The following is a 22,445-nucleotide window of genomic DNA, read 5'->3' on the forward strand; positions in this document are numbered from 1 at the left end:
TCGCGACCAAACAAAAACCCGGCGCGCCGCGATGGCTGCGCCGGGTTTTGTCTTGTGGGCGGCGCGTGCTTACAGCACGAACTTCACCAGTTCATGCGAAGACAAGGCGCGGTACAGGTTGTCCAGCTGCGCGCGGCTGGTGGCGCGGATGGTCAGCGTCAGCGACAGATACTTGCCCTGCGAGGACGGACGCATCTCGATCTTGCCGGCGTGAAACTCGGGGTCGTGCTCGACCACCAGCTCGACGATGGTCTGGGCGAATTCATCCTGCATGATCCCGACCACCTTGATCGGGAAGTCGCTCGGATATTCAATGAGGGATTCTTCAGCGGGAATAGTAGGCATGTTCATGGCGATAGGCGATGGCGTTGTCCGCCAGGCTCCGGTTTCAATGTGCCCAGGTGGGGATGAAACGGCCGGCTTCAAGCGGATGGGTTGTGCGGTCGGGGGATAGCCGCATTGTACGCCAGGCTGCATCGCCATTGCCGAAAACGCGCATGAGCCGCAACGCGCGGCCCATGCATGCAACAGTCCCGCAATGCTTACAGGCGCGCCTTGGCAGCCTGGTAGGCGGCGTACACCTTGGCGAACACCGGGCCCGGCTTGCCGGCGCCGACCGGTTTGCCGTCCAGCGTCACCACCGGCAGCACTTCCTTGCTGGCCGAGGAGATGATCAGCTCGTCGGCGGCAAACACCTCCTCGCGGGTGATGCGGCGCGCTTCCAGCGCGATGCCCTGCTCGGCGCACAGCTCTTCCATCAGGCCGTAGCGGATGCCTTCCAGGATCAGGTTGTCCTTGGGCGGCGCCGAGATCTTGCCGTCCTTCACCACCCACACGTTGGAGGACGAGGCCTCCGACAGCAGGCCATCGCGGAACTGGATGGCCTCGGTGACGTTGTTCTCGGCCGCGAATTGCGCCGCCAGCACATTGCCCAAGAGCGAGGTCGACTTGATCTGGCAGTTCAGCCAGCGGCGGTCTTCCAGCGTCACGCAGGGCACGCCGTTCTCGATGGCGGCAGCCGACGGCAGCACCATCGGGTTGGTCATGATCAGCACGGTCGGCACCACTTCTTTGGGGAAGGCGTGGGCGCGCTTGGCCACGCCGCGGGTGACCTGCAGATAGATCATCTGGTCGTCCAACCCATTGGCCTGCACCACGCGGTCGATCAGGGCCAGCCACTCGGTCTCGTTATGCGGATTTGGAATACCGATGCTGTTGAGGCTGCGGAACAGGCGCGCCAGGTGCTGGGCGCCGCGGAAGGCCTTGCGGCGATACATCGGGATCACTTCATAGATGCCGTCGCCGAAGATGAAACCCCGGTCCAGCACCGGCACGCGGGCTTCGGAGAGGGGCGTGAGTTCGCCGTTGAGGTAGACGATGGGATCGTTCATGGTGATTTTTCCAGTGTGCGGGAAAGAGAGAAAAAGGGAAAAACGGAGCAGGCCGGTGCCCGCGACTCAAAGATTTTCACATGCGCAAGTGTACGGGCTTATGCAAAAACGGTATGAAGTTTCCCTTTTTCCGGCCTGCGCAGCGCTCACTGCGCAAGCGCCATGACCTCCACCCGGCATCCCTCGCCTTCCCCCTGCGGCACGAATTTCCAGCGCGTGGCGTGAAAGCGCGCCAGCGTCTCGCGGTGCGCGATGCTGACCACCGTCAGGCCCGGCAGCTCGCGCGGCAAGGCGGCGTAGAGCGCCTCCTCGGCCTCGCCGTCCATGGCGCTGCTGGCCTCGTCCAGGAACAGCAGCTGCGGCCGGTTCAGGAACACCCGCACGAACGCCAGGCGCTGCTGCTCGCCCGGCGACAGCGCCTGGCTCCAGTTGGCCGCCTGGTCGAGCCGGTCCGCCAGATGCGGCAGGCGACACAGCGCGAGATAGCGGGCGATCACCGCATCCTCGAAACTGCCCTCGGCGGCCGGATACGACAGCGCCGCGCGCAGCGTGCCGATGGGCAAGTAACTGCGCTGCGGCAGGAACATCACTACGGCATCGGCGGGCACGCCGATGCGCCCGCGTCCATACGGCCAGATATCGGCCACGGCGCGGATCAGCGTGGACTTGCCGCAACCGGAGGGGCCGCTGATCAGCACATGCTCGCCGGACTCCACACGGGCATCCAGGTCGCGCAGCAGCAAAGCGCCCTCCGGCAGCGACAGCTGCAAGCCGTCAATGGTCAGGGCGCTGCCGGCATGACGCTCGACCTCGATCGTGCGGGCCATGCCGGCCGCTCGCTCGACGTCGGCGTTGAACCCGGCCAGGCGGTTAATGCTGGCCTTCCAGCTGGCCAGCGTGGAGAACGCGTTGATGAACCACGACAGCGAATCCTGCACCTGGCCGAAGGCGTCTGCGATCTGCATCATCACGCCCAGCGTGATGGCGCCGGAGAAGTAACGCGGCGCCGACACCAGCATCGGAAAGATGATCGCGAACTGGCCGTAGAAATTGACGGCGACGTTCAACTTCTTGGTCAGCCGCATGATGTCCCACCAGTTGGCGCGGATGTCGTCCAGGCGCGCCACCAGCTGGGCGCGCTCCTGCGCCTCGCCGCGGTACAGCGCCACTGCTTCCGAATGCTCGCGCACGCGGATCAGGCCGAAACGATAGTTCGCCTCGAAGCGCTCCTGGTTGAAGTTCAGGCCCACCAATGGCTTGCCGATCCACCACACGATGCCCGAGCCGACGGCCGCGTACACCACCGCGAACCACACCATGTAACCCGGGATGGTCCAGGTCTGCCCCAGCACCGCGAACGACACCGGGCCGCTGACGGCCCACAGGATGTGCACGAAGGAAAACAGCGTGACGCTGCTGGAGATGAAGCCCAGCACCAGCGACAGGGTATCGGAGGTGAGCGAATGCAGGTCCTCGGCGATGCGCTGGTCGGGGTTGTCGGACAGGCGTCCCTGCTGGCCCTGCTCGATGCGGTAGTAGGCGCGATGCGCCAGCCACTTGTCCATGTAGCGCTCGCTCATCCAGTAACGCCAGCGGATCTGCAGCGCCTGCGTCAGGTAGACGCGGTAGATCGCCACCGCGATGAAGACGAACGCCAGCCCGGAGAACTGCCACAGCAGGGACTTGAACTTCGGATAGTTGTGCGCCTGGAGCACGTCGTAGAGATCGCGGTTCCAGGAGTTCAGGCGCACGTTGATGTACACCATGCCGAGATTGAGCGCGATGATCGCGCCCAGGAGCGCGAACGCCTTCCACTTCTGCTCGGAACTCCAGAACGGCTTGATCAGGCGCCAGATGTCGCCTCGCCCGGCTTGCAGGGCGTGAGCGGCTGGCATTGCGGAGGCTGACGAGTTGCTAACGTTGCGCATGGCGTAGTCCTGCGATGTTGTTTGCCGCCCAGCTTGCCGCCGCAGACTTAAGGCAGACTTAACGGGCGCGCCGCCCCGTCCCGCGGGAAGAAACGAGTTCCTGTACCGCCCTCGCCTATCGCGCCGATCAAAACAATCAATCGCCGCCGGCCATTGCCTTTGGGCGAGCCGCGCCTCATCTCGGCTTGACCTCAGCTCATCGGTTCGCACAAAGACGAACCGGCCCTCATACCTTCGTATAGTTGGCGGCCCCGGTGGGCGAGGCAATAATCGGCTGCGCAATCTGGCCACTTCATCGCCACACCGCCGGCAACGGCACACACTCACCTCAGGGAAGACAAGAACATGAATGCCGCAACCGAACAACGCGCCTCGCTGAGCGTGGCCTACAGACTGGCCTTGAGCTTCGCGCTGGTGCTGGCGATGATGCTGGTGCTGACCGCCGTCAGCATCTCTAGGGTCAACGCGATCGAAGGCAGCCTGACCACCGTCAGCGAAGACAACAACGTCAAGCAGCGCTACGCCATCAATTTCCGCGGCAGCGTACACGACCGCGCCATCGCCCTGCGCGACCTGACCCTGGTGGGCGACGCCGAGGTGAAGGACGTGCTGGCCCTGATCAACAAGCTGGATAACGACTACCAGCAATCGGCCAAGCCGCTGGATGCGATCTTCGCCGGCGAGCGTGGCAAGCAAGTCCGCGCCGAAGAGCGCGCGGACCTGGACCGGATCAAGGCCATCGAAGCGCGCGCCTTGCCGTTGGCCGGCAAGATCATCGCCGCCCGCAACGCCGGCGACATCGACGCCGCGCGCCAGATGATGCTCACGCAAGCCAAGCCGGCCTTCACCGAATGGCTCGCCGCCATCAACAAGTTCATCGACCTGCAGGAGAGCATGAGCCAGGCCGAGTCCGCCAAGGCGCGCGCCGTGGCGCACGACTTCCAGGCCTTCATGCTGGCGCTGCTGGCAGCGGCGCTGGTAGCCGGCGCAGTGCTGGCCACGCTGATTACCCGCTCGATCCGCCGCGCGCTGGGCGCCGAACCTGACGAGGTCAAGGAACTGGCATTGGCGGTCGACCGCGGCGAGCTGTATCACGAGGTGGCGCTGCGCAAGAACGACGGCGGCAACCGCCTGAGCATCATGGCCGCGCTCTCGGAGATGAGCGGCAACCTGCGCGCCACCGTGACCGAAGTGCGCGACGCCGCCGCCGGCGTGGCCACCATCAGCGCCCAGATCGCCGCCGGCAACACCGACCTCTCGGCACGCACCGAAGACCAGGCGGCGTCGCTGGAAGAAACCGCCTCGGCCATGGAACAGCTGACCGCCACCGTCAAGCAGAACGACGCCAATGCGCGCCAGGCCAACCAGCTGGCCCACAATGCCTCCGACATCGCCAAGCAAGGCGGCGCCATCGTCAGCGAAGTGGTCGACACCATGGCCGCCATCAACGACTCCTCGCGCAAGATCGTGGACATCATCAGCGTGATCGACGGCATCGCCTTCCAGACCAACATCCTGGCGCTCAACGCGGCGGTGGAAGCGGCGCGCGCCGGCGAACAGGGTCGCGGCTTCGCGGTGGTCGCCACCGAAGTGCGCAACCTCGCGCAGCGCAGCTCGGCCGCGGCCAAGGAAGTCAAACAGCTGATCGACACATCGGTGGACAACGTCGAGAACGGCACCAAGCTGGTGGAGCGTGCCGGCAACACCATGGAGCAGATCGTCACCAGCGTGCAGCACGTGACCGATGTGATGGGCGAGATCTCCGCCGCCAGCCACGAGCAGAGCCTGGGCATCGAGGAAGTGCATAAGGCCATCGCGCTGATGGACCAGGTCACGCAACACAACGCCGCATTGGTGGAGCAGGCCAGCGCCGCCGTGGCCACGCTGCAGGACCAGGCGGTCAACCTGAATCACGCAGTCGGCGTGTTCCAGCTGGAGTCGCCGTCGGCGCTGGCCGTGGCGCCCTCCAATGTGACGCCGCTGCGCGCAGTCGATATCAATCCCGCGCCCGCGCTGCCGCCGGCGACCAGGGAGCGCGCATATGGCTGAGGCGCAAGCCGGCGCCATCGACCAGACCGTGCAAGACGAATTGCAGCGCCTGGCGGCGCTGCATTCGCTGCATCTGCTCGACACCGGCGCCTCGGAAGACCTGGATAACATTACGCGCCTGTGCGGCGGTATCTTCGACGTCAGCGGCGCTTATGTGTCGCTGATCGACGCCGACCGCCAGTGGCTCAAATCGCAGCACGGCCCCAACATGTGCGCGCCCACGCGCGAGCAGTCGTTCTGCCATTACACGGTCGCCCGGCGCGCGGTGATGGTGGTAGAAGATGCGGCCGCCGATCCGCGCTTCGCCGCCAACCCGATGGTGACCGGTGCGCCGTACATCCGCTTCTATGCCGGCGCGCCGCTGCTCACGCCGGACGGGCACGCCATCGGCGCACTGTGCATTACCGCTACGCAGCCGCGCAGTTTCGCCCCGGCACAGCGCAAGCAGTTGCAGCAGCTGGCCGCGCTGGCGATGTCGCAGATGCTGCTGCGGCGCGCGGTGGGGCGCGTGGATGTGCTGACCGGGATGCCCAACAAATATCAATTGCAGGAAGATCTGGAAGCCCTGGCGCGCCCGCGTGCGGACGGAGAGGAGGCATCCGACGAGGCGCGCACGCTGGCCTACATCGACATGCCGGACGCCCACACCGCCTTCGAGATCGCCAGCGTGCTGGGCACGCGCGTGTACGACGACCTGGTGCGCAATGTCGGCGCTCGGCTGCAGCAGATGAGCGCCGGTAGCGCCGATGTCTATCACGTCACCGATGCGCGCTTTGCGCTGCTCTCGCATGCGGGGCAAGAGGCTGACTTCGCCCAGACGCTGCGCGCCATGACGCCGGCACTGGAGCAACCGGTGCACAGCATGACGCTGCCGCTGAACCTGCCCAGCTATGGCGGCATCGTGCGCGTGGCGCCGCAACGAGAGGCCTTGCTGGATGCGCCGCGCAAGGCGGTGGCGGCGCTGCATGAGGCCTTCACGCACCAGCGCCGCTGGGCCGACTACGACGCCGAAGCCGACGTGCGTCATCAACGCAGCTTCCGCCTGTTGAACGACATCCCGGATGCAATCGGCGCCGGCCAGGGGTTCCAGCTGGCCTACCAGCCCAAGCTCGATCTCAAGCGCGGCGCCTACCACGGCGGCGAAGCACTGCTGCGCTGGCAACACCGCGAGCTGGGCGCCATCTCGCCGGCCGAATTCATCCCGCTGGTGGAACGCACCGCGCTGATCCGCCCGGTGTCGGACTGGGTGATCACCGCGGCCTTGAAGCAGATGGCCGCATGGCGCAAGGAAGGCATGCATCTGAAGCTGGCCATCAACCTGTCAGCGCCCAACTTCGATGAAGGCGACATCGTGCAGCGCCTGGAGCACGCCTGCCGCGAGGCCGACATCGATCCCGCCATGGTGGAGATCGAGTGCACCGAGGGCTTGTGGATGCAGAGCCCGTCCGTGCTGAAGATGCTGCACGCGATCCGCGCGCTGGGTATGGGCCTGGCGCTGGACGACTTCGGCACCGGTTACAGCAACTTCGCGTATTTGCAGCAGGTGCCGGCGTCGGTCGTGAAGATCGACCAGTCGCTGATCCGCAACCTCGACGCCAGCGCGCGCGACCGCCGCATCGTGCAATCGCTGATCGCGCTGGCCAAGGAGCTGGATTACCGCATAGTGGCCGAAGGGGTGGAAACCGCACAGACGCTGCAGCTGATCCGCGACTGGGGCGTCGACGAAGCGCAGGGCTATTACCTGGCGCGTCCGCTGGCGCCGGACGCCTTTGCCAGCCACGTGCGCAGCGCGGCAACCACGATACTGCAGTAACGCGGATCAGAAGCCGATGCGCAGCTCGGCGAACAGGTTCTGCTCATTGAGGCGACCGCGATGTTGCTCGTCACGCCGGCCGACGACGTTCGAGAAAAGGTTGGAGCCCGTCTGGTATTTACCCAGGTCGACGTAGCGGTAGCCGGCGCCCAATGTGTAGGTTTGATTCAGGCGCCAGTCCATGCCCAGGGTCGCGCTCCACGCCAGGTTGTTGCTGGTGCTTTGCGCGAAGCGGCGCGCCGTCGTGCCCTGATAGCCATTGGCGGAGATACGCGATAAACCCAGGCCCAGGCCGGCGTACAGGCTGAAGAACTGATTCAGTGGAAAGTCCTTGTAGGCGTTGAGCATCAGGCGTTGCGCGCGGGTTTCGACCACGTTGCGGCTGGGGTTGATGGAGCCATTGTTGGGATTGACGAAGCGCCACTGCGTATCGAAGGTCGAGCTGGTCGGCAGCGCGTATTCAGCCTCGAGCCGCCAGTCGCCGGGCAGATGGCGGCCTACCGCGAGGCTGCCGGCGAGCTTGTCGGTTGCGGAAGGATCGCGGGTAATGTTGAGCGCGCGCGGGCTGTAAGCCTGCTGGCCGGCGACTTCCTGATGCGCATTCTGCAAGCGCACGGATGCGTAGAAGTCCTTGTTCGCGTCCGCCGCCTGTACCGCACCGGCGAAACCGGCGACCAATACCGCAGCAGCGGTGAATCCATACTTGTTCATTGTTTTGCCTTTCTGTGTCGTGGTGTCGAAAGGCGGGATTATTCAAGACGGCTTTTTGAAAGAATATGGCAGGCAAGCAAGTCCTTCAAATAAACCAATAAACTTCGAATGAACACGATGTTCATTTGAAATAGATTTCGCTATTCGTGTCATCGGCGCCACGGCGCCCCTCCTTTGCATGCAGGCCAATTGCTCAGGATCCGACCGGGCTCAGCCGACAATCTCCTCACTCAGCACGGCCATGAACTGCTCCATCGCCGATTGCCTGCGCGCGGCCATGGCGGCGCCGGCCACGGTCTGGAAACCGGATGCCAATCGCAGCAATTTCGCCGGGAAATGATCAAGCGCGTAACGCTTGTCATCCAGCGCGCGATCCTGCGCCAGGGGATCGGCGGCGTCGTACAAACCCGAGCCCATGCGTCCGGCCACGTAGAAGCAACGCGCCACGCCGATGGCGCCGATCGCATCCAGGCGGTCGGCGTCCTGGATGATCTTCGCCTCCAGCGACAAGGGTGCGATGCCGGCGGAAAAGCTGTGCGCCTCCACCGCGTGCGCCACGCGCGCGCACTCGTCATCGCTCCAGCCCTGCGCCTGCAGAATCTGCTGCGTCCGCTGCGCCGACAGTCGCGAGGCCTGGCTGCGCAGCGGCGAATTCTTTTCCACCCGCACGCAGTCGTGCAGCAGCACCGCCGCCAGCAGGACGCGCAGGTCGCCGCCCTCCTGCGCATGGATGCGGCGCGCGTTGTTCCACACGCGCACCAGATGGCTCAGGTCATGCGAGCCGTCGCCGGCGTCGTCAACCACATGCGGCAACAAGGTCCCGGCCAGCGACGCAAAAGGCGCGAAGGCAGCGGCAATACGGTTCAGTTCCGAGTGAGCGGACGCGGTGGAAATCTCGGAAGCATTCATGGATGACAACATGTGTCGCAGCAAGAGTAAAAGGCGGACCGGCAGTATGCCTGATCGCGCCGGCGCGGATTGGATACGATCGCCCCGACGATGCTGACAATGCCCCGCGCAGGCGCGTCAGGAAAGGCTTGCAGGCCGACCGTTCGGATTTGCCGACAAGTGTTTTTCGGCAAGGCGCCGCGCGCAGCTGCGCCCGATGTGAGATCATTCGGCTTCACCTTCTCTGGCGCGAATCCTCAGACCAACAACCCCGGCCTGTGACGCGCAAAGAGCTTTGCTCGCAGCCGGCCCGGCCCACCCACAACGATAGCGGCAACGCAGCCGCACCTGCGGGCCGCTGCAACACCGAGTCGCACAGCGACTCCTGATTCGCGCACCGGTCATCCCTGCCGGCCTGTTTTCTCCGGCGCGCACGATAGAAATTAACGCCTCGACGCGGCCCGACCGCCGAGCGCCCGCGCATCCAGCGCGGCCGCATCGGCGTCGCCGTCGCCGACGGGTTCTTGTGGAGCTTGCATGTTCAGCTGGTTCGAAAAACTGGTTCACCCTTATCCCGATTCCCATCCGTTGCCGCCGCCGCGCGGCTTCATGCGCTTCATCTGGTTCTGTACCCGGGGCGTGCGCCCCTATATCGCCGCCATGACCTTGATGACCGCCATCATCGGCGTATTCGAGGCGCTGCTGTTCGCCATGATGGGCCGCATCGTGGACTGGCTCTCCAAGGTCGCGCCCTCACAATTGTGGGCGCAGGAAAAGCACACGCTGCTGTGGCTGGTGGCCGTGCTGGCGGCCAGCCCGCTGCTGATTGCGCTGCAGACGATGTACAAGCACCAGACCCTGGCCGGCAACTTCCCCATGCTGCTGCGCTGGAATTTCCACCGCCTGATGCTCAGCCAGAGCATGAGCTTCTACCAGAACGAGTTCGCCGGACGCGTCGCCACCAAGGTGATGCAGACCGCGCTGGCGGTGCGCGACTTCTGCATGATCGTGGGCGACATCCTGGTATTCATCGGCATCTATTTCGTCACGCTGATCGGCGTGGTGGGTGGCTTCGACGTGCTGATGCTGGTGCCCTTCTTCGTCTGGCTGGGCGCCTTCGCGGTGGCCATGCGCTACTTTGTGCCGCGCCTGTCCAAGGTGGCGCGCAGCCAGGCGGACGCGCGCTCGCTGATGACCGGCCGCATCACCGACGCATACACCAACATCGCCACGGTAAAACTGTTCTCGCATGCCGGCCGCGAGGCCGATTACGCGCGCAGCGCCATGCGCGAATTCCTGGTGACGGTGAATAGCCAGATGCGTCTGGTCTCGGGCTTCGAGATCGTCAACCATGCGCTGAACATGATCCTGATCATCGGCACCACCGGCGTGTCGCTGTATCTGTGGACCGAGGGCCGCGTGGGCGTCGGCGCGGTTGCCGCCGGCACCGCCATGGCGCTGCGCCTGAACGGCATCGCGCACTGGGTGATGTGGGAGATGTCGGCGCTGTTCGAGCACGTCGGCACGGTGCAGGACGGCATCAACACGCTGGCGCGCGCGCACGACGTGAAGGACCTGCCGGACGCCAAGCCACTGCGCGTGCAGCAGGGCGAACTGCGCTTCGAAGGCGTGTCCTTCAGCTACGGCGGCGCCGCGCCGCGCCCGGTGGTGGACAAGCTGGACCTTGTGATCCGCCCGGGTGAAAAGATCGGCCTGGTGGGTCGCTCCGGCGCCGGCAAGTCGACCATCGTCAACCTGCTGCTGCGCTTCTACGACATCGAGGGCGGACGCATCATGATCGACGGCCAGGACATCGCCCACGTGACCCAGGACAGCCTGCGCGCGCAAATCGGCATGGTCACGCAGGACACCTCGCTGCTGCATCGCTCGGTGCGCGACAACATCCTCTACGGCCGTCCCGATGCCGGCGACATCGACATGATCCACGCCGCCGACCGGGCCGAGGCGCACGACTTCATCGGCACGCTGGCCGACGCCAAGGGCCGCACCGGCTACGACGCCCACGTGGGCGAGCGCGGCGTGAAGCTTTCCGGCGGCCAGCGCCAGCGCATCGCGATCGCGCGCGTGATGTTGAAGGACGCGCCCATCCTGCTGCTGGACGAAGCCACCAGCGCGCTGGATTCGGAAGTGGAAGCGGCGATCCAGACCAGCCTGTACAAGCTGATGGAAGGCAAGACCGTGGTCGCCATTGCGCACCGCCTGTCGACCATCGCGGCGATGGATCGCCTGATCGTGTTGGACCAGGGCCGCATCGTCGAGCAGGGTTCGCACAGCGAGCTGCTGGCCGCCAACGGCCTGTACGCGCGCCTGTGGGCGCACCAGAGCGGCGGCTTCCTGGGCGAAGAAGAGGATGAGCCGGCTGCGGCCGTCGCTTGATGTGATGTGAAGCGTTGTGAACGGAAAAGCCCTGTCAGCGATGACGGGGCTTTTTTCATGGCTGGTGAGGCGCGACAAACGACACTGGGTCCCGGCCTTCGCCGGGACGACAGGGCATGGAGACTTGAACCGGCGAAGGTGCTGACATCTCTCCCCGTGTCGTTCCGGCGAAGGCCGGAACCCAGCGTCGTTCAACGAATGCAAACCGGCTCCTGCGCCACTCAGGCAAAGAACGCATCCTCCAGCAACATATCCTCGAAGAACGCCCCGAACGGCTCCGACGGATGGCGCAGATGGATCTCCAGGATCCAGCGCACCGGCAGCGGCGCACCGTCAAACTCGGCCAGCGAACCGGTATGGATGGCGGCATGCGGGAAGTCCGACACGCGATGTCCCGGCAGGTCGAAATTGAGCACCCAGCCGCGCGCCAGCGCCCACTGGCGACCGTGTTCGTAGAGCTGGCGGCCGGTCAGCCTTTCACGCAGCCACAGGCCGCGCAATTCGTGAAACAGCGCCTCGGCATCGGCCGCGCAGCGTTCATAGGCGTCATGCTTGCCGACCACGAAGGAGGCGCCCCCGTCGCCTTCGAAGGCGTCCATGCGCGGCGCGATGTCGATGAAGAAGATATCGTTCTCGCCCAGCACGATGCCGGGCTCGGAAGCCAGGCGCATGGGCTTGGTGGTGTTGCCGCCGAAACGCACCCGGGTCGGGTGCCAGGACAACGCCAGGCCGGCCTCGCGCAGCACGCCCTTGGCCATCTCCACCGCGTCTTCCTCGACCATGCCCGGACGCACCTGCGCGGCGATCTGCGAGATCGCGCGGCGGGTGGAGTGGCGGGCGGCAAGCATGCCGTCCACCGAGAAGGCGGGGCCGACGCGTTCGGCCTGTTCCAATGTGGATGAATCGGTAGATGCTGCTTGCTGCATGACTGGCTCCTGTAGCGGTTGCTGGTGCTGCCATTATCGGGAGCGCCCCGCCGCGCGGCCACCGCCGCATGGAGGCGAATACGGACAGGCTGGCGGCAAATCCTGCCGGCCGCGGCACGCGCGCGCGGCAGGCGTATGATCGGGCTCATCGCCAACCTTCCCTGCCCGAGCACACTATGCCTTCGGTCTACCTGCTGGCCTTTCCCGGCGTGCAATCGCTGGACGTGTCCGGCCCGCTCGACGTGTTCGCCGAAGCCAACCGCTTCCTGCTGCCGCAGGCGCATTATCGGCTGCAGGTGATCGGCGCCGGGCCGGAACCCGGCGCATCAATTGCTTGCTCCAACGGCATGCTGCTGGGCGCGCACCGGCATTTCAGCCAGACCGACGAGACTGCCGACCTGCTGCTCGTCGCGGGCGGTCCGGTGCTGGTGAAGCAGGCGCCCGACGCTGCGCTCAACGCCTGGCTGCAGCGCCAGGCGCAGGCGACGCCGTGTTACGGCTCGATCTGCAACGGCGCCTTCCTGCTGGCGCGCGCGGGCCTGCTCGACGGCAAGCGCGCCACCACGCACTGGGATGACGCGGCCGCGCTTGCCCGCCAGTTTCCGCAGATCCGCCTGGAACCCGACCGCATCTGGCTGCGTGACGGCCGGCTGGTGACCTCGGCCGGCGTCACCGCCGGCATCGACCTGTCGCTGGCATTGCTGGCCGAGGAAGCCGGCGCCGAGGTGGCGCTGAACGTGGCCAAGCGCCTGGTGGTGTTCATGCAGCGCAGCGGCGGCCAGTCGCAGTTCAGCCCCTACCTCACGCCGTATGCGGAAGAGGGATCGCTGGTGGGCCGCGTGCAGCAATACGTGCTGGCCCACCTCGACCAGAAATTGACGGTAGAAAAACTGGCCGACCTGGTCGCCGCCAGCCCACGCAACTTTGCCCGCATGTTCGCGCGCGATGCCCGCATGACGCCGGCTGAATTCATCGAGCGCGCCCGCGTCGATGCGGCGCGCGCCATGCTGGAGCGCTCGGCTTTGCCGCTCAAGAGCGTCGCCATCGGTTGCGGCTTTCGCGACGCCGGTCATCTGCGGCGCGTGTTCCAGAAGCGCCTGGGCACCAGCGCCCAGCAATACCGCGACAGCTTCTCGCCCGCGCCGCCGGCCGCCTGAGCCTGTTAAGCTTGCCGCCATCGCCACCCCACGCGCCCACGACGATGCTCAACAACCTCGCTCGCAAACTCGACCTGATCACGCTGCGCCTGTTCCTCGCCGTGCGCGAGGAAGGCACGCTCACCCGCGCCGCCGCGCGCGAGGCGATTGCAGTGTCGGCCGCCAGCAAGCGCCTGGTGGAGCTGGAGGACGCCATCGGCATGCCGCTGTTCGTGCGTCATGCGCGCGGCATGGAGTTGACCGCCGCCGGCGAGACGCTGTTTGCGCACGCGCGACGCATGCTGCTGTCGGTGGATGCCATCGGCCACGAGCTGGCCGAGCATGCGCAAGGCGTGCGCGGTTATGTGCGGATGGTGGCCAATCTGTCGGGCATCGTGGAGTTCCTGCCGGAAGACCTGATGCTGTTCACGCAGCTGCACGCGCAGGTCAAGATCGACCTGGAGGAGCGTCCCAGCGGCAGCGTGGTCAAGGGCGTGGCCGACGGCTGGGCCGACCTTGGCATCTGCTCCGGCGAGGCCGACACCGGCGACCTGCACGCCGAGCTGTATCGCCGCGACCGCGTGGTGCTGGTGATGGGCGCACGCCATCCGCTGGCGCGCAAGGCGCGCGTGCGCTTTGAAGACACCCTCGATTACGACCACGTCGGCCTGCATGCCGACAGCTCCATCAACCAGCGCACCCACCTCGCCGCGCGCACCGCCGGCAAGCCGCTGAAGATGCGCATCCACGTGCCCGGCTTCGATGCGGTGTGTCGCATGGCGCAGGCCGGCATGGGGCTGGGGGTGATACCGTCGGGCGTGTTCGAAGCCATCGGTCGCCCGCTGGGACTGGCCGCCGTCGATATCGACGAGCCCTGGGCCAGCCGCGAGCTGCGCATCGTGGTGCGCAACGCCGATGCGCTGTCGCCGGTGTCGCGCGCGTTGTTCGATTTCCTGCGCGGCGCTGAACAACGCGCTGCATCCACCGTTTCATCCACCGCTGCCTCCGCCCGCAAGACGCGCACGCGCAAATAAAGGCCGGCGCGGCCGAGCGTTCGCCATCCGCGAACGCTGCTTGCCCAAATGCGGTTGGACGTTCTCCACCGTCTTTTCCTATCCTGCCGCTACAGGAAGAAGGAGACAAAGATGAGTGGACCGCTCAACGGCATCCGCGTCATCGAAATCGGCACGCTCATCGCCGCCCCGTTCGCGGCGCGCATGATGGCCGAGTTCGGCGCGGAAGTGATCAAGATCGAAGCCCCGGTGCACGGGGATCCCATCCGCAAATGGCGCAAGCTGCACGAAGGCACCTCGCTGTGGTGGTACCTGCAGTCGCGCAACAAGAAATCCCTCTCGGTGAACCTGAAGTCGGCCGAAGGCATCGCCCTGATCGGCCAGCTGGCGCGCGACGCCGACGTGCTGATCGAGAACATGAAACCCGGCGCGCTGGAGGCCCTGGGCCTGGGCTGGGACGTGCTGCACGCCCTGAATCCCAAGCTGACGCTGGTGCGCATCTCGGGCTACGGCCAGACCGGCCCGTACAAGGACAGGCCCGGCTTCGGCGCCATCGGCGAGGCCATGGGCGGCATCCGCCACACCACCGGCGAGCCCGACGGCGTACCGGCGCGCGCCGGCGTGAGCCTGGGCGATTCGCTGGCATCGCTGCACGGCGTGATCGGCGCGCTGATGTCGCTCTTGCGCGTGAAGACCGGCCAGGGCGAAGGCCAGGTGGTCGACGTCTCGCTGGTGGAAAGCGTATTCAACCTGATGGAAAGCACGGTGCCTGAATACGACCTGCTGGGCCATGTGCGCGAACGCAGCGGCGGCGCCCTGCCCGGCATCGCACCCTCCAACACTTACCCCACGCGCGACGGCAGTTATGTGGTCATTGCCGGCAACAGCAATCCCATCTTCAAGCGACTGATGCAAGCCATCGGCCGCGCCGACCTCGCCGACGATCCGGCGCTGGAGCACAACGACGGCCGCGTGCGCCAAGTGGCGCTGCTGGATGCGGCGATCGCAGGCTGGACGTCGGCACACAGCATCGACGACGTGCTGGCGACGCTGGAAGAGGCCGGCGTGCCGTCCGGGCGCATCTACTCGGTAGCCGACATCGTGGCCGATCCGCACTACCAGGCGCGCGACATGATCCTGCCGTCGCGCCTGCCCGACGGCACCGCGGTGAAGATGCCCGGCATCGTGCCCAAGCTCTCCGACACGCCCGGCGGCGTCCGCTGGCAAGGGCCCTCGCTGGGCCAGCACACCGGCGAGATCCTGGCCGGCCTCGGACTGGACGACGCGGCAATCGCGCGCCTGCGCGAACAAGGAGTGGTGCAATGAACGAGATGAATACCCCTACCGGCGAGCGCCTGATCGTGCAGGAAGTCGCTCCGCGCGACGGCTTACAGATCGAACCGACCTGGGTCGAAACGGCGGACAAGATCGCGCTGATCGACGGCCTGTCCGCCGCCGGCTTCACGCGCATCGAAGCCGGCTCCTTCGTCTCGCCCAAGGCCATCCCGGCATTGCGCGATGGCGACGACGTCTTTCGCGGCATCGCGCGTCGCGACGGCGTGATCTACGTCGCCCTCATCCCCAACCTCAAGGGTGCGCAGCGCGCCATCGACGCCGGCGCCGACGAACTGAACCTGGTGATGTCGGCCAGCCAGACGCACAATCGCGCCAACATGCGCATGAGCTGCGAGGCGTCGCTGGCGGGCTTCGGCGAGATCGTGGCGTTCGCGAAGGAACACCCGGTGTCGCTCAACGCCACCGTGGCCACCACCTTCGGTTGCCCGTTCGAGGGCAAGATCGACGAGGATCGCGTGCTGCAGATCGTGCAGCACTATCTGTCGCTCGGCATTGCCAATGTGACCCTGGCCGACACCACCGGCATGGCCAATCCGCGCCAGGTGAAGCGCCTCGTCGGCCGCGTGCTGACGCTGCTGCCGGCGGCTGCGCTGACGCTGCATTTCCACAATACGCGCGGGCTGGGCCTGGCCAATGTGCTGGCCGCCTATGAAGCCGGCGCGCGCCGCTTCGACGCCGCGCTCGGCGGACTGGGCGGCTGCCCGTTCGCGCCCGGCGCCTCCGGCAACATCTGCACCGAGGACCTGGTGAATCTGTGCGACGAGATCGGCATCGAGACCGGCATCGACCTGCCGCACCTGATCGCCATGTCGCGCCGGCTGCCGGCATTGCTGGGGCATGAGGTGCCCGGACAAGTCGCCAAGGCCGGACGCAACTGCGATCTGCATCCGATACCGCCGGCGCTGCAGCAGGCCGCCTGACCCCAACCCGGCGACACAACAAGAAGAGAAGTCACCGGCCCTGCGCCTGTCGCAGGCGCCGGCAAGCCGTCCTTACGCCATCCAATCCAACAGGAGACAAGCACCATGAGCACTCACGCCGCCGCGGATCTGCCGCGCCAACCCACCACTGACAACGTGCACGCCGCGTCAGCCGCCATCGGCGCCATCGTGCGCAAGGCCACCTGGCACATCATGCCGCTGATCATGATCTGCTATCTGTTCGCCTTCTTCGACCGCATCAACATCAGCTTCGCCAAGTTCCAGCTGCAGGGCGACCTCGGCCTGTCGGATACCGCCTATGGCCTGGGCGCCAGCCTGTTCGTGGTGGGCTACGTGCTGTTCGAGGTACCCAGCAACATGTTCCTCTACAAGGTCGGCGCGCGGCGCTGGATCGCGCGCATCATGATCTCCTGGGGGCTGGCGACGGCGGCCATGGTGTTCGTCAGCAGCGAGTGGCAGTTCTATGCGCTGCGCTTCATCATCGGCGCGATGGAAGCCGGCTTCGCGCCGGGCGTGCTGTACTACCTGACGCTGTGGTTCCCCAACAGCCATCGCGGCCGCATCACCTCCATGCTGTTCCTGGCGTCGGCCTTCGCCGGCCTGATCGGCGCGCCGGTCTCGGGCATGATTCTGGGCCACCTGGAAGGCGTGATGGGCATTCGCGGCTGGCACTGGCTGTTCATGCTGGGCGGCCTGCCCTGCATCCTGCTGGGTCTGGTGGTGCTGCGCCGACTCAAGGATCGCATCGAAGATGCGCACTGGCTGTCGCCCGCGGAGCAGCAAACCCTGGCCGCCCATGTGTCGACGCCGGCGCGCCATGAGCGCGGCCACTCGCTGCTCTCCGCGATCAGGACCCCGGGCTTCCTGATGCTGGGGCTGGTGTACTTCCTGATCCAGGTGGCTTCCTACGGCCTGAATTTCTGGGCGCCGCACCTGATCCGCACCGCCGGCACGCAGAACCCGACCGTGATCGGCCTGCTCACCGCCGTGCCCTACCTGTGCGGGGCGGCGGCGATGATCATCGTCGGGCGCCTGTCGGATGCGCGCGGCGAACGCCGTCGCTTCGTGATCGGTTTGCTGGCGCTGGCGGCCATCGGCTTCTTCGCCGCCGGCCTGTTCGAGAAGCAGACCGTGCTGCTGATCGCCGCGCTGGGCGTGATGGGCGCCGGCGTGGTGGCCTCGATCCCGGCCTTCTGGGCGCTGCCGCCCAAGCTGGTGACCGGCGCCGGCGCAGCCGCGGGCATCGCGCTGATCAATACGCTGGGCCAGCTGGGCGGCATCGTCAGCCCGGTGATGGTGGGCCGCATCCGCGACCTCACCGGCAGCACCACGCCGGCGCTGTACACGATCGGCGGCATGACCATCCTTTGCATGCTGTTGCTGATGTTTGCGATGCCGGCGAGTTTGCGTGAGAAGGAGTGATGGGAAAGGGAGATGACGCTCGAATAATTATTTATATAATTTATTGAGCAATCTGTAAAAAACACAAAGGGCGCACCGTGTGGTGCGCCCTTTTTTATTCTGCCGGTTCGCGATGAACGACACTGGGTTCCTGCTTTCGCAGGAACGACGAGCCATGAATGGACTCGCACAGCCGAGGGTTCAAGTTTTTTCCTCAGTGTCGTCCCTGCGAACGCAGGAACCCAGCGGCGTTAACGTACTCCTGTCACGCCCCTCACCGCCGAACTACGCGCTCACTCCAACGTGAACGACGCCGTCTTCACGTCCTTGGAATCCAGCCCCACCTGCACCTGGAACTCGCCCGGCTCGGCCACGTATTCCAGCTTGGCGTTGTAGAAGCTGAGCGCCTTGCGGTCGATGGTGAAGCGCACTTCCTTCTGCTCGCCCGGCTGCAGCATCACCTTGCGGAAGTCCTTGAGCTCCTTGACCGGACGCACCACGGACGCGGCCTGGTCGCGGATGTAGAGCTGCACCACGGTGGCGCCGGCGCGGCGGCCGGTGTTCTTCACGGTGACCGTGGCGTCGACGCGGCCGTCGGCCTGCATGACGGGCTGCGACACCGTCACGCCCGACAGGCTGAACTCGGTGTAGCTCAGACCATAACCGAACGGATACAGCGGACCGTTGGGCTCTTCAAAGTACTGCGAGGTGTAATTGCCCGGCTTGCCCTCGGTGAACGGACGGCCCAGGCGCGCGTGGTTGTAATAGGTCGGGATCTGGCCGACCGAGCGCGGGAAAGTGATGGGCAGCTTGCCGGAAGGATTGACGTCGCCGAACAGGATGTCGGCGATCGCATGGCCGCCCTCGGTGCCGGTGTACCAGGTTTCCAGGATCGCCGAGGCGTTCTCGCGCGCCCAGTTCAGGTCCAGCGGGCGGCCGTTCATCAGCACCAGCACCAGCGGCTTGCCGGTGGCCTTGAGGGCCTTCAGCAGCGCCTGCTGGCTCTCCGGCAGGGTCAGCTGCGTGCGGCTGGAAGACTCGTGCGACATGCCGCGCGACTCACCCACGACCGCTACCACCACGTCGGCGTTGCGCGCCGCCTTGACCGCCTCGTCGATCATGGCTTGCGGGCTGCGCTTGTCCTGCACCACTTCCGGGTCATCCCAGTTGAGGAAGTTGAGGTAGTCGACGATGTGCTTGTCTTCGGTGATGTTGGCGCCGCGCGCGTAGCTCAGCTTGCCGCCTTGCAGCGCCTGCTCCAGGCCTTGCCTCACGGTCACGGTCTGCTTGTCCACGCCGGCGCCGGACCAGCTGCCCAGCATGTCGAGGTGCGAATCGGCCAGCGGGCCGACCAGCGCGATGCGCGCGTTCTTCTTCAGCGGCAGCGCGCCGTTGCGGTTCTCCAGCAGCACCATGGACTGCTGCGCCACCGCGCGCGCGTCGCTGCGGTGCAGGCGGCTCTCGGCGTTGACGTCGGCCGGATCGTCGGCGGCGCGGCCGATGCGCACATACGGATCCTTGAACAGGCCGAGGTCGTACTTGGCGCCGAGGATTTCACGCACGGCGTTGTCCAGTTCCTGCTGCGAGACCTTGCCCGATTTGAGCAGCGCCGGCAGCTGGCTGATGTAGACCTGATCGGCCATGCTCATGTCGGTGCCGGCCTTCATCGACAAGCGCGCGGCCTCGCTCTCGTTTTGCGCCACGCCATGGTTGACCAGCTCGGTGATGGCGCCGTGGTCGCTGACTGTCAGGCCCTTGAAGCCCCATTCCTTTCTCAGCAGATCCTGCAGCAGCCAGGTGTTGGAGGTGGCGGGCGCGCCGTTGATCGAGTTCAGCGCCACCATCACCGCGCCGGCGCCGGCGTCGATGGCGGCGCGATACGGCGGCAGGTAGTCGTTGTACATGCGTTGCGGGTCCATGTTGACGACGTTGTAGTCGCGTCCGCCCTCAACCGCGCCGTACAGCGCGAAGTGCTTGACGCTGGCCATCACGCGGTCGGCGGCGATCGGCTTACTCTCGCCCTGCAGCGCACGCACCGAGACCTCGGCGATGCGCGAGACCAAGTGAGGGTCTTCACCGAAGCCTTCCGAGGTGCGGCCCCAGCGCGGGTCGCGGCTGATGTCGACCATCGGCGCGAAGGTCATGTCGATGCCATCGGCGGCGGCCTCCTGCGCCGACACGCGCATGGCCGTGGCGACGACGTCGAGATCCCAGCTGGAGGCCAGGCCCAGGCCGATCGGGAAGGTGGTGCGGTGGCCGTGGATCACGTCATAGGCGAAGAACATCGGGATCTTCAGGCGCGAGCGCATGGCGCCGTCCTGCAGCGGGCGGTTGTCCTTGCGGGTGACGGAGTTGAAGGTGCCGCCGACGCGGCCGGCGGCGAACTCCTCGGCCAGTTTCTTGGCCGGCATGTCGGGACCGATGCTGACCAGGCGCAGCTGGCCGATCTTTTCGTCCATCGTCATCTGGCGCATCAGGTCGTCGATGAAGGCGGTCTTGTCGCCCAGCAAGGCCATGTTGGCCTGCGACCAGGCCGGCGGCGCCAGCAAGGCGGCGGTACAGGCCAGGGCCAGCGCGCTCAATGCCATGGCGCGGCGCGGACGTGAGCGGCGCGCGTGGGCGGCCAGGCTCTTGGAAAGCTTGATGGACACTGGTTTCCTCTCTTTTTTCTAAACTTTGGCGACGCGCTGCTTTCATACGATCAGGCAGCGGCCTGAAGACTGCTTGGCAGGCGTGGCGCGGTGTGTGCTTGTTCTCTATGACGCGCCAGTGCCGTGACGGTTCGCTATATTATTCTGTTTTGATGCTTGCCGGCATGGCAAGCGGCTTGCGGCGCCGGTGGGCGCCGCGCCTTTGTGGAGAGACGAGTGATTGCAAACGTGCTGAAAATTTCCCCGCCGCGCCTGCTGGCGCAATGCGCGATGCTGCTGTCTGCGGCCCTGCTGGCAAGCGCTTCCCAGGCGCAAGGTTTCTCGCTGGAACAAGCCACGGCCCGCGCCAAGGCGCTGGCCGACCAGCCTTACCAGAAGCCGGTGAGCAACCTGCCGCCGGTGTTCTCGGGGATGCAGTTCGCCGACTACATGAAGATCCAGCCCAAGAGCGAGAAGTTCGAATGGCGCGACCAGAAGACGCCGTTCAAGCTGGCCTTCTATCACCAGGGCATGCAGTTCAATTCGCCGGTGCTGATCCACGAGATCATCGACGGCCGCGTGCAGGAGATCGGCTACAGCACCGACCGCTTCAACTTCGGCGACCTGCACTTCGACCGCGAGAGCACTTCGCGCCTGGGTTACGCGGGCTTTCGCGTGGTCTATCCGGTCAATCGCGCCGACAAGGAAGACGAAGTCATGAGCGTGCTGGGCGCGAGCTACTTCCGCGTGATCGGCAAGGGGCAGATCTATGGCTTGTCGGCGCGCGGCCTGGCGATCGACACGGCGATGATGAGCGGCGAGGAGTTTCCCAACTTCCGCGAGTTCTGGATCGAGCGCCCCAAACCCGGCGACAAGCAGCTGAACTTCTACGCCCTGCTCGACTCGCCGCGCGCCACCGGCGCCTACAAGTTCACGCTCACGCCCGGCCAGGATTCGCTGCTGGACGTGCAGGCGCGCGTGTTCCTGCGCGGCGAAGTGGGCCGCCTGGGCGTGGCGCCGCTGACCAGCATGTTCCTGTTCGGCCCCAACCAGCAATCCTCGCGCCGCAACTTCCGCCCGGCCATCCACGACTCCAACGGCCTGGCGATCCACACCGGCAGCGGCGAGTGGCTGTGGCGTCCGCTGAACGATCCGCAGAACGTGGAGGTGAGTTCGTTCGAGGTCACCAATCCGCGGGGCTTCGGCCTGTTGCAGCGCGGCCGCGAGTTCTCCAATTTCGAAGACCTGAAGGACCGTTACGACCTGCGCCCGAGCGCGTGGATCGAGCCCAAGGGCGATTGGGGCCGTGGCGCTGTGCAGCTGGTGGAGATCCCCACCGCCGACGAGACCAATGACAACATCGTGGCCTATTGGCTGCCGGAACAGCGACCGGCCAAGGGCACGCCGCTGGCCTTCGACTATCGCATCCACTGGACCATGGATGAGCCGGCGATCCTGAAGAACGAAGTCGGCTGGGTCAAGCAGACCTTCCACACCGACGGCGAGCTGACGCAGGCCAACCTGATCCGCGCCTTCGACGGCACCACCGCGCTGCTGGTGGACTTCACCGGCGACGCGCTGGCCAAGCTGCCGGCCGGCACGCAGGTGCAGCCGCAGGTGAGCGTGTCCAACAACGGTGAGCTGATCGACGCGCAGCTGCAGCCCAACCCTGCCATCAACGGCTGGCGCCTGACGCTGCGGGTGAAGATCCGCAACGTGGCGCAGGCCACCGAGCTGCGCGCGGCGCTGATCGCCGGGCCTAAGGTGCTGACTGAAACCTGGAGCTACCAGCTGCCGCCGCGCTCGGATGTGCAGCGGACGTTCTGATTTCGTTAAATTATTTATATCATTTATTGAGGGCTGCT

The 22,445-nt window shown here is 65.9% G+C and carries 16 protein-coding genes; 9 read left to right on the forward strand and 7 right to left on the reverse strand.

Translation table 11 applies throughout. The annotated features are described in order from the left end of the window. Positions 1–69 precede the first annotated feature (69 nt). The 3 genes from J8I26_RS12575 to J8I26_RS12585 all read right to left on the reverse strand — a co-directional run bounded on the left by J8I26_RS12575 (position 70) and on the right by J8I26_RS12585 (position 3,286). On the reverse strand, positions 70–351 hold the full coding sequence (locus J8I26_RS12575) for a DUF493 family protein (protein WP_209607455.1): 282 nt from the start codon (positions 349–351) through the stop codon (positions 70–72). A 191-nt stretch (positions 352–542) separates the two neighbouring features. Beyond that, positions 543–1,391, reverse strand: a complete 849-nt coding sequence (locus J8I26_RS12580) for a D-amino acid aminotransferase (RefSeq protein WP_209607456.1) — start codon at positions 1,389–1,391, stop codon at positions 543–545. A 146-nt stretch (positions 1,392–1,537) separates the two neighbouring features. Continuing rightward, positions 1,538–3,286 (reverse strand): ABC transporter ATP-binding protein/permease, encoded by a 1,749-nt coding sequence (locus J8I26_RS12585; protein ID WP_209607457.1) that lies wholly within the window; start codon positions 3,284–3,286, stop codon positions 1,538–1,540. Between the two features lie 378 nt (positions 3,287–3,664). Here J8I26_RS12585 and J8I26_RS12590 point away from each other — a divergent pair, with 378 nt between their 5' ends. Together J8I26_RS12590 and J8I26_RS12595 are read left to right on the forward strand one after the other, a co-directional pair. Next, positions 3,665–5,368, forward strand: a complete 1,704-nt coding sequence (locus J8I26_RS12590; protein WP_209607458.1) for a methyl-accepting chemotaxis protein — start codon at positions 3,665–3,667, stop codon at positions 5,366–5,368. Further along, the gene (locus tag J8I26_RS12595; protein ID WP_209607459.1) at positions 5,361–7,181 is read left to right on the forward strand and encodes a sensor domain-containing phosphodiesterase; all 1,821 of its coding nucleotides are present in this window, start codon (positions 5,361–5,363) and stop codon (positions 7,179–7,181) included. Before J8I26_RS12590 ends, J8I26_RS12595 begins: the two co-directional genes overlap by 8 nt. 6 nt (positions 7,182–7,187) lie before the next feature. Here J8I26_RS12595 and J8I26_RS12600 read toward each other — a convergent pair whose 3' ends face one another. Beyond that, positions 7,188–7,892, reverse strand: coding sequence for an outer membrane beta-barrel protein (locus tag J8I26_RS12600; RefSeq protein ID WP_209607460.1), 705 nt, complete (start codon positions 7,890–7,892; stop codon positions 7,188–7,190). 210 nt (positions 7,893–8,102) lie between these two features. After that, positions 8,103–8,801: an HD domain-containing protein gene (locus J8I26_RS12605; RefSeq protein WP_209607461.1), complete on the reverse strand. Its 699-nt coding sequence runs from the start codon at positions 8,799–8,801 to the stop codon at positions 8,103–8,105. Between the two features lie 516 nt (positions 8,802–9,317). On the opposite strand from J8I26_RS12605, the gene J8I26_RS12610 reads away from it, so the two are divergent. Further along, a complete protein-coding gene (locus tag J8I26_RS12610; RefSeq protein WP_209607462.1) occupies positions 9,318–11,177 on the forward strand; it encodes an ABC transporter ATP-binding protein in 1,860 nt (619 codons plus the stop codon). Between the two features lie 221 nt (positions 11,178–11,398). Here J8I26_RS12610 and J8I26_RS12615 read toward each other — a convergent pair whose 3' ends face one another. Beyond that, complete coding sequence (locus tag J8I26_RS12615) at positions 11,399–12,103, reverse strand: M24 family metallopeptidase (RefSeq protein ID WP_209607463.1); 705 nt, start codon at positions 12,101–12,103, stop codon at positions 11,399–11,401. Between the two features lie 176 nt (positions 12,104–12,279). Between J8I26_RS12615 and J8I26_RS12620 the strand changes: the two genes are divergently transcribed. From J8I26_RS12620 to J8I26_RS12640, 5 genes are all read left to right on the forward strand, one after another. Continuing rightward, positions 12,280–13,260, forward strand: coding sequence for a GlxA family transcriptional regulator (locus tag J8I26_RS12620; RefSeq protein WP_209607464.1), 981 nt, complete (start codon positions 12,280–12,282; stop codon positions 13,258–13,260). A 44-nt stretch (positions 13,261–13,304) separates the two neighbouring features. Continuing rightward, positions 13,305–14,273: a LysR substrate-binding domain-containing protein gene (locus J8I26_RS12625; protein ID WP_209607465.1), complete on the forward strand. Its 969-nt coding sequence runs from the start codon at positions 13,305–13,307 to the stop codon at positions 14,271–14,273. 111 nt (positions 14,274–14,384) lie between these two features. After that, the gene (locus J8I26_RS12630) at positions 14,385–15,578 is read left to right on the forward strand and encodes a CaiB/BaiF CoA-transferase family protein (RefSeq protein WP_209607466.1); all 1,194 of its coding nucleotides are present in this window, start codon (positions 14,385–14,387) and stop codon (positions 15,576–15,578) included. Then, positions 15,575–16,528 (forward strand): hydroxymethylglutaryl-CoA lyase, encoded by a 954-nt coding sequence (locus tag J8I26_RS12635; protein ID WP_209607467.1) that lies wholly within the window; start codon positions 15,575–15,577, stop codon positions 16,526–16,528. The genes J8I26_RS12630 and J8I26_RS12635 overlap by 4 nt, the downstream gene beginning before the upstream one ends. 105 nt (positions 16,529–16,633) lie before the next feature. Beyond that, positions 16,634–17,971, forward strand: coding sequence for an MFS transporter (locus tag J8I26_RS12640; protein ID WP_245200300.1), 1,338 nt, complete (start codon positions 16,634–16,636; stop codon positions 17,969–17,971). Between the two features lie 272 nt (positions 17,972–18,243). On the opposite strand, the gene bglX is transcribed toward J8I26_RS12640, so the two are convergent. Then, complete coding sequence (gene bglX / locus J8I26_RS12645; protein WP_209607468.1) at positions 18,244–20,601, reverse strand: beta-glucosidase BglX; 2,358 nt, start codon at positions 20,599–20,601, stop codon at positions 18,244–18,246. 270 nt (positions 20,602–20,871) lie between these two features. Between bglX and J8I26_RS12650 the strand changes: the two genes are divergently transcribed. Then, a complete protein-coding gene (locus tag J8I26_RS12650) occupies positions 20,872–22,407 on the forward strand; it encodes a glucan biosynthesis protein G (RefSeq protein ID WP_209607639.1) in 1,536 nt (511 codons plus the stop codon). The last annotated feature ends 38 nt before the right edge of the window (positions 22,408–22,445 follow it).

Source organism: Herbaspirillum sp. LeCh32-8 (genome assembly GCF_017814915.1).
Classification (GTDB): Bacteria; Pseudomonadota; Gammaproteobacteria; order Burkholderiales; family Burkholderiaceae_D; genus Herbaspirillum.

Excerpts from the sequence above, each read along its gene's own strand:
- J8I26_RS12615 (WP_209607463.1), bottom strand. The coding sequence starts at position 12,103 with ATGCAGCAAGCAGCATCTACCGATTCATCCACATTGGAACAGGCCGAA.
- J8I26_RS12640 (WP_245200300.1), top strand. The coding sequence starts at position 16,634 with ATGAGCACTCACGCCGCCGCGGATCTGCCGCGCCAACCCACCACTGAC.
- J8I26_RS12575 (WP_209607455.1), bottom strand. The coding sequence starts at position 351 with ATGAACATGCCTACTATTCCCGCTGAAGAATCCCTCATTGAATATCCG.
- J8I26_RS12600 (WP_209607460.1), bottom strand. The coding sequence starts at position 7,892 with ATGAACAAGTATGGATTCACCGCTGCTGCGGTATTGGTCGCCGGTTTC.
- J8I26_RS12605 (WP_209607461.1), bottom strand. The coding sequence starts at position 8,801 with ATGAATGCTTCCGAGATTTCCACCGCGTCCGCTCACTCGGAACTGAAC.
- J8I26_RS12610 (WP_209607462.1), top strand. The coding sequence starts at position 9,318 with ATGTTCAGCTGGTTCGAAAAACTGGTTCACCCTTATCCCGATTCCCAT.
- J8I26_RS12620 (WP_209607464.1), top strand. The coding sequence starts at position 12,280 with ATGCCTTCGGTCTACCTGCTGGCCTTTCCCGGCGTGCAATCGCTGGAC.
- J8I26_RS12635 (WP_209607467.1), top strand. The coding sequence starts at position 15,575 with ATGAACGAGATGAATACCCCTACCGGCGAGCGCCTGATCGTGCAGGAA.
- J8I26_RS12650 (WP_209607639.1), top strand. The coding sequence starts at position 20,872 with ATGCTGCTGTCTGCGGCCCTGCTGGCAAGCGCTTCCCAGGCGCAAGGT.
- J8I26_RS12625 (WP_209607465.1), top strand. The coding sequence starts at position 13,305 with ATGCTCAACAACCTCGCTCGCAAACTCGACCTGATCACGCTGCGCCTG.
- J8I26_RS12630 (WP_209607466.1), top strand. The coding sequence starts at position 14,385 with ATGAGTGGACCGCTCAACGGCATCCGCGTCATCGAAATCGGCACGCTC.
- J8I26_RS12585 (WP_209607457.1), bottom strand. The coding sequence starts at position 3,286 with ATGCCAGCCGCTCACGCCCTGCAAGCCGGGCGAGGCGACATCTGGCGC.
- J8I26_RS12595 (WP_209607459.1), top strand. The coding sequence starts at position 5,361 with ATGGCTGAGGCGCAAGCCGGCGCCATCGACCAGACCGTGCAAGACGAA.
- J8I26_RS12590 (WP_209607458.1), top strand. The coding sequence starts at position 3,665 with ATGAATGCCGCAACCGAACAACGCGCCTCGCTGAGCGTGGCCTACAGA.
- J8I26_RS12580 (WP_209607456.1), bottom strand. The coding sequence starts at position 1,391 with ATGAACGATCCCATCGTCTACCTCAACGGCGAACTCACGCCCCTCTCC.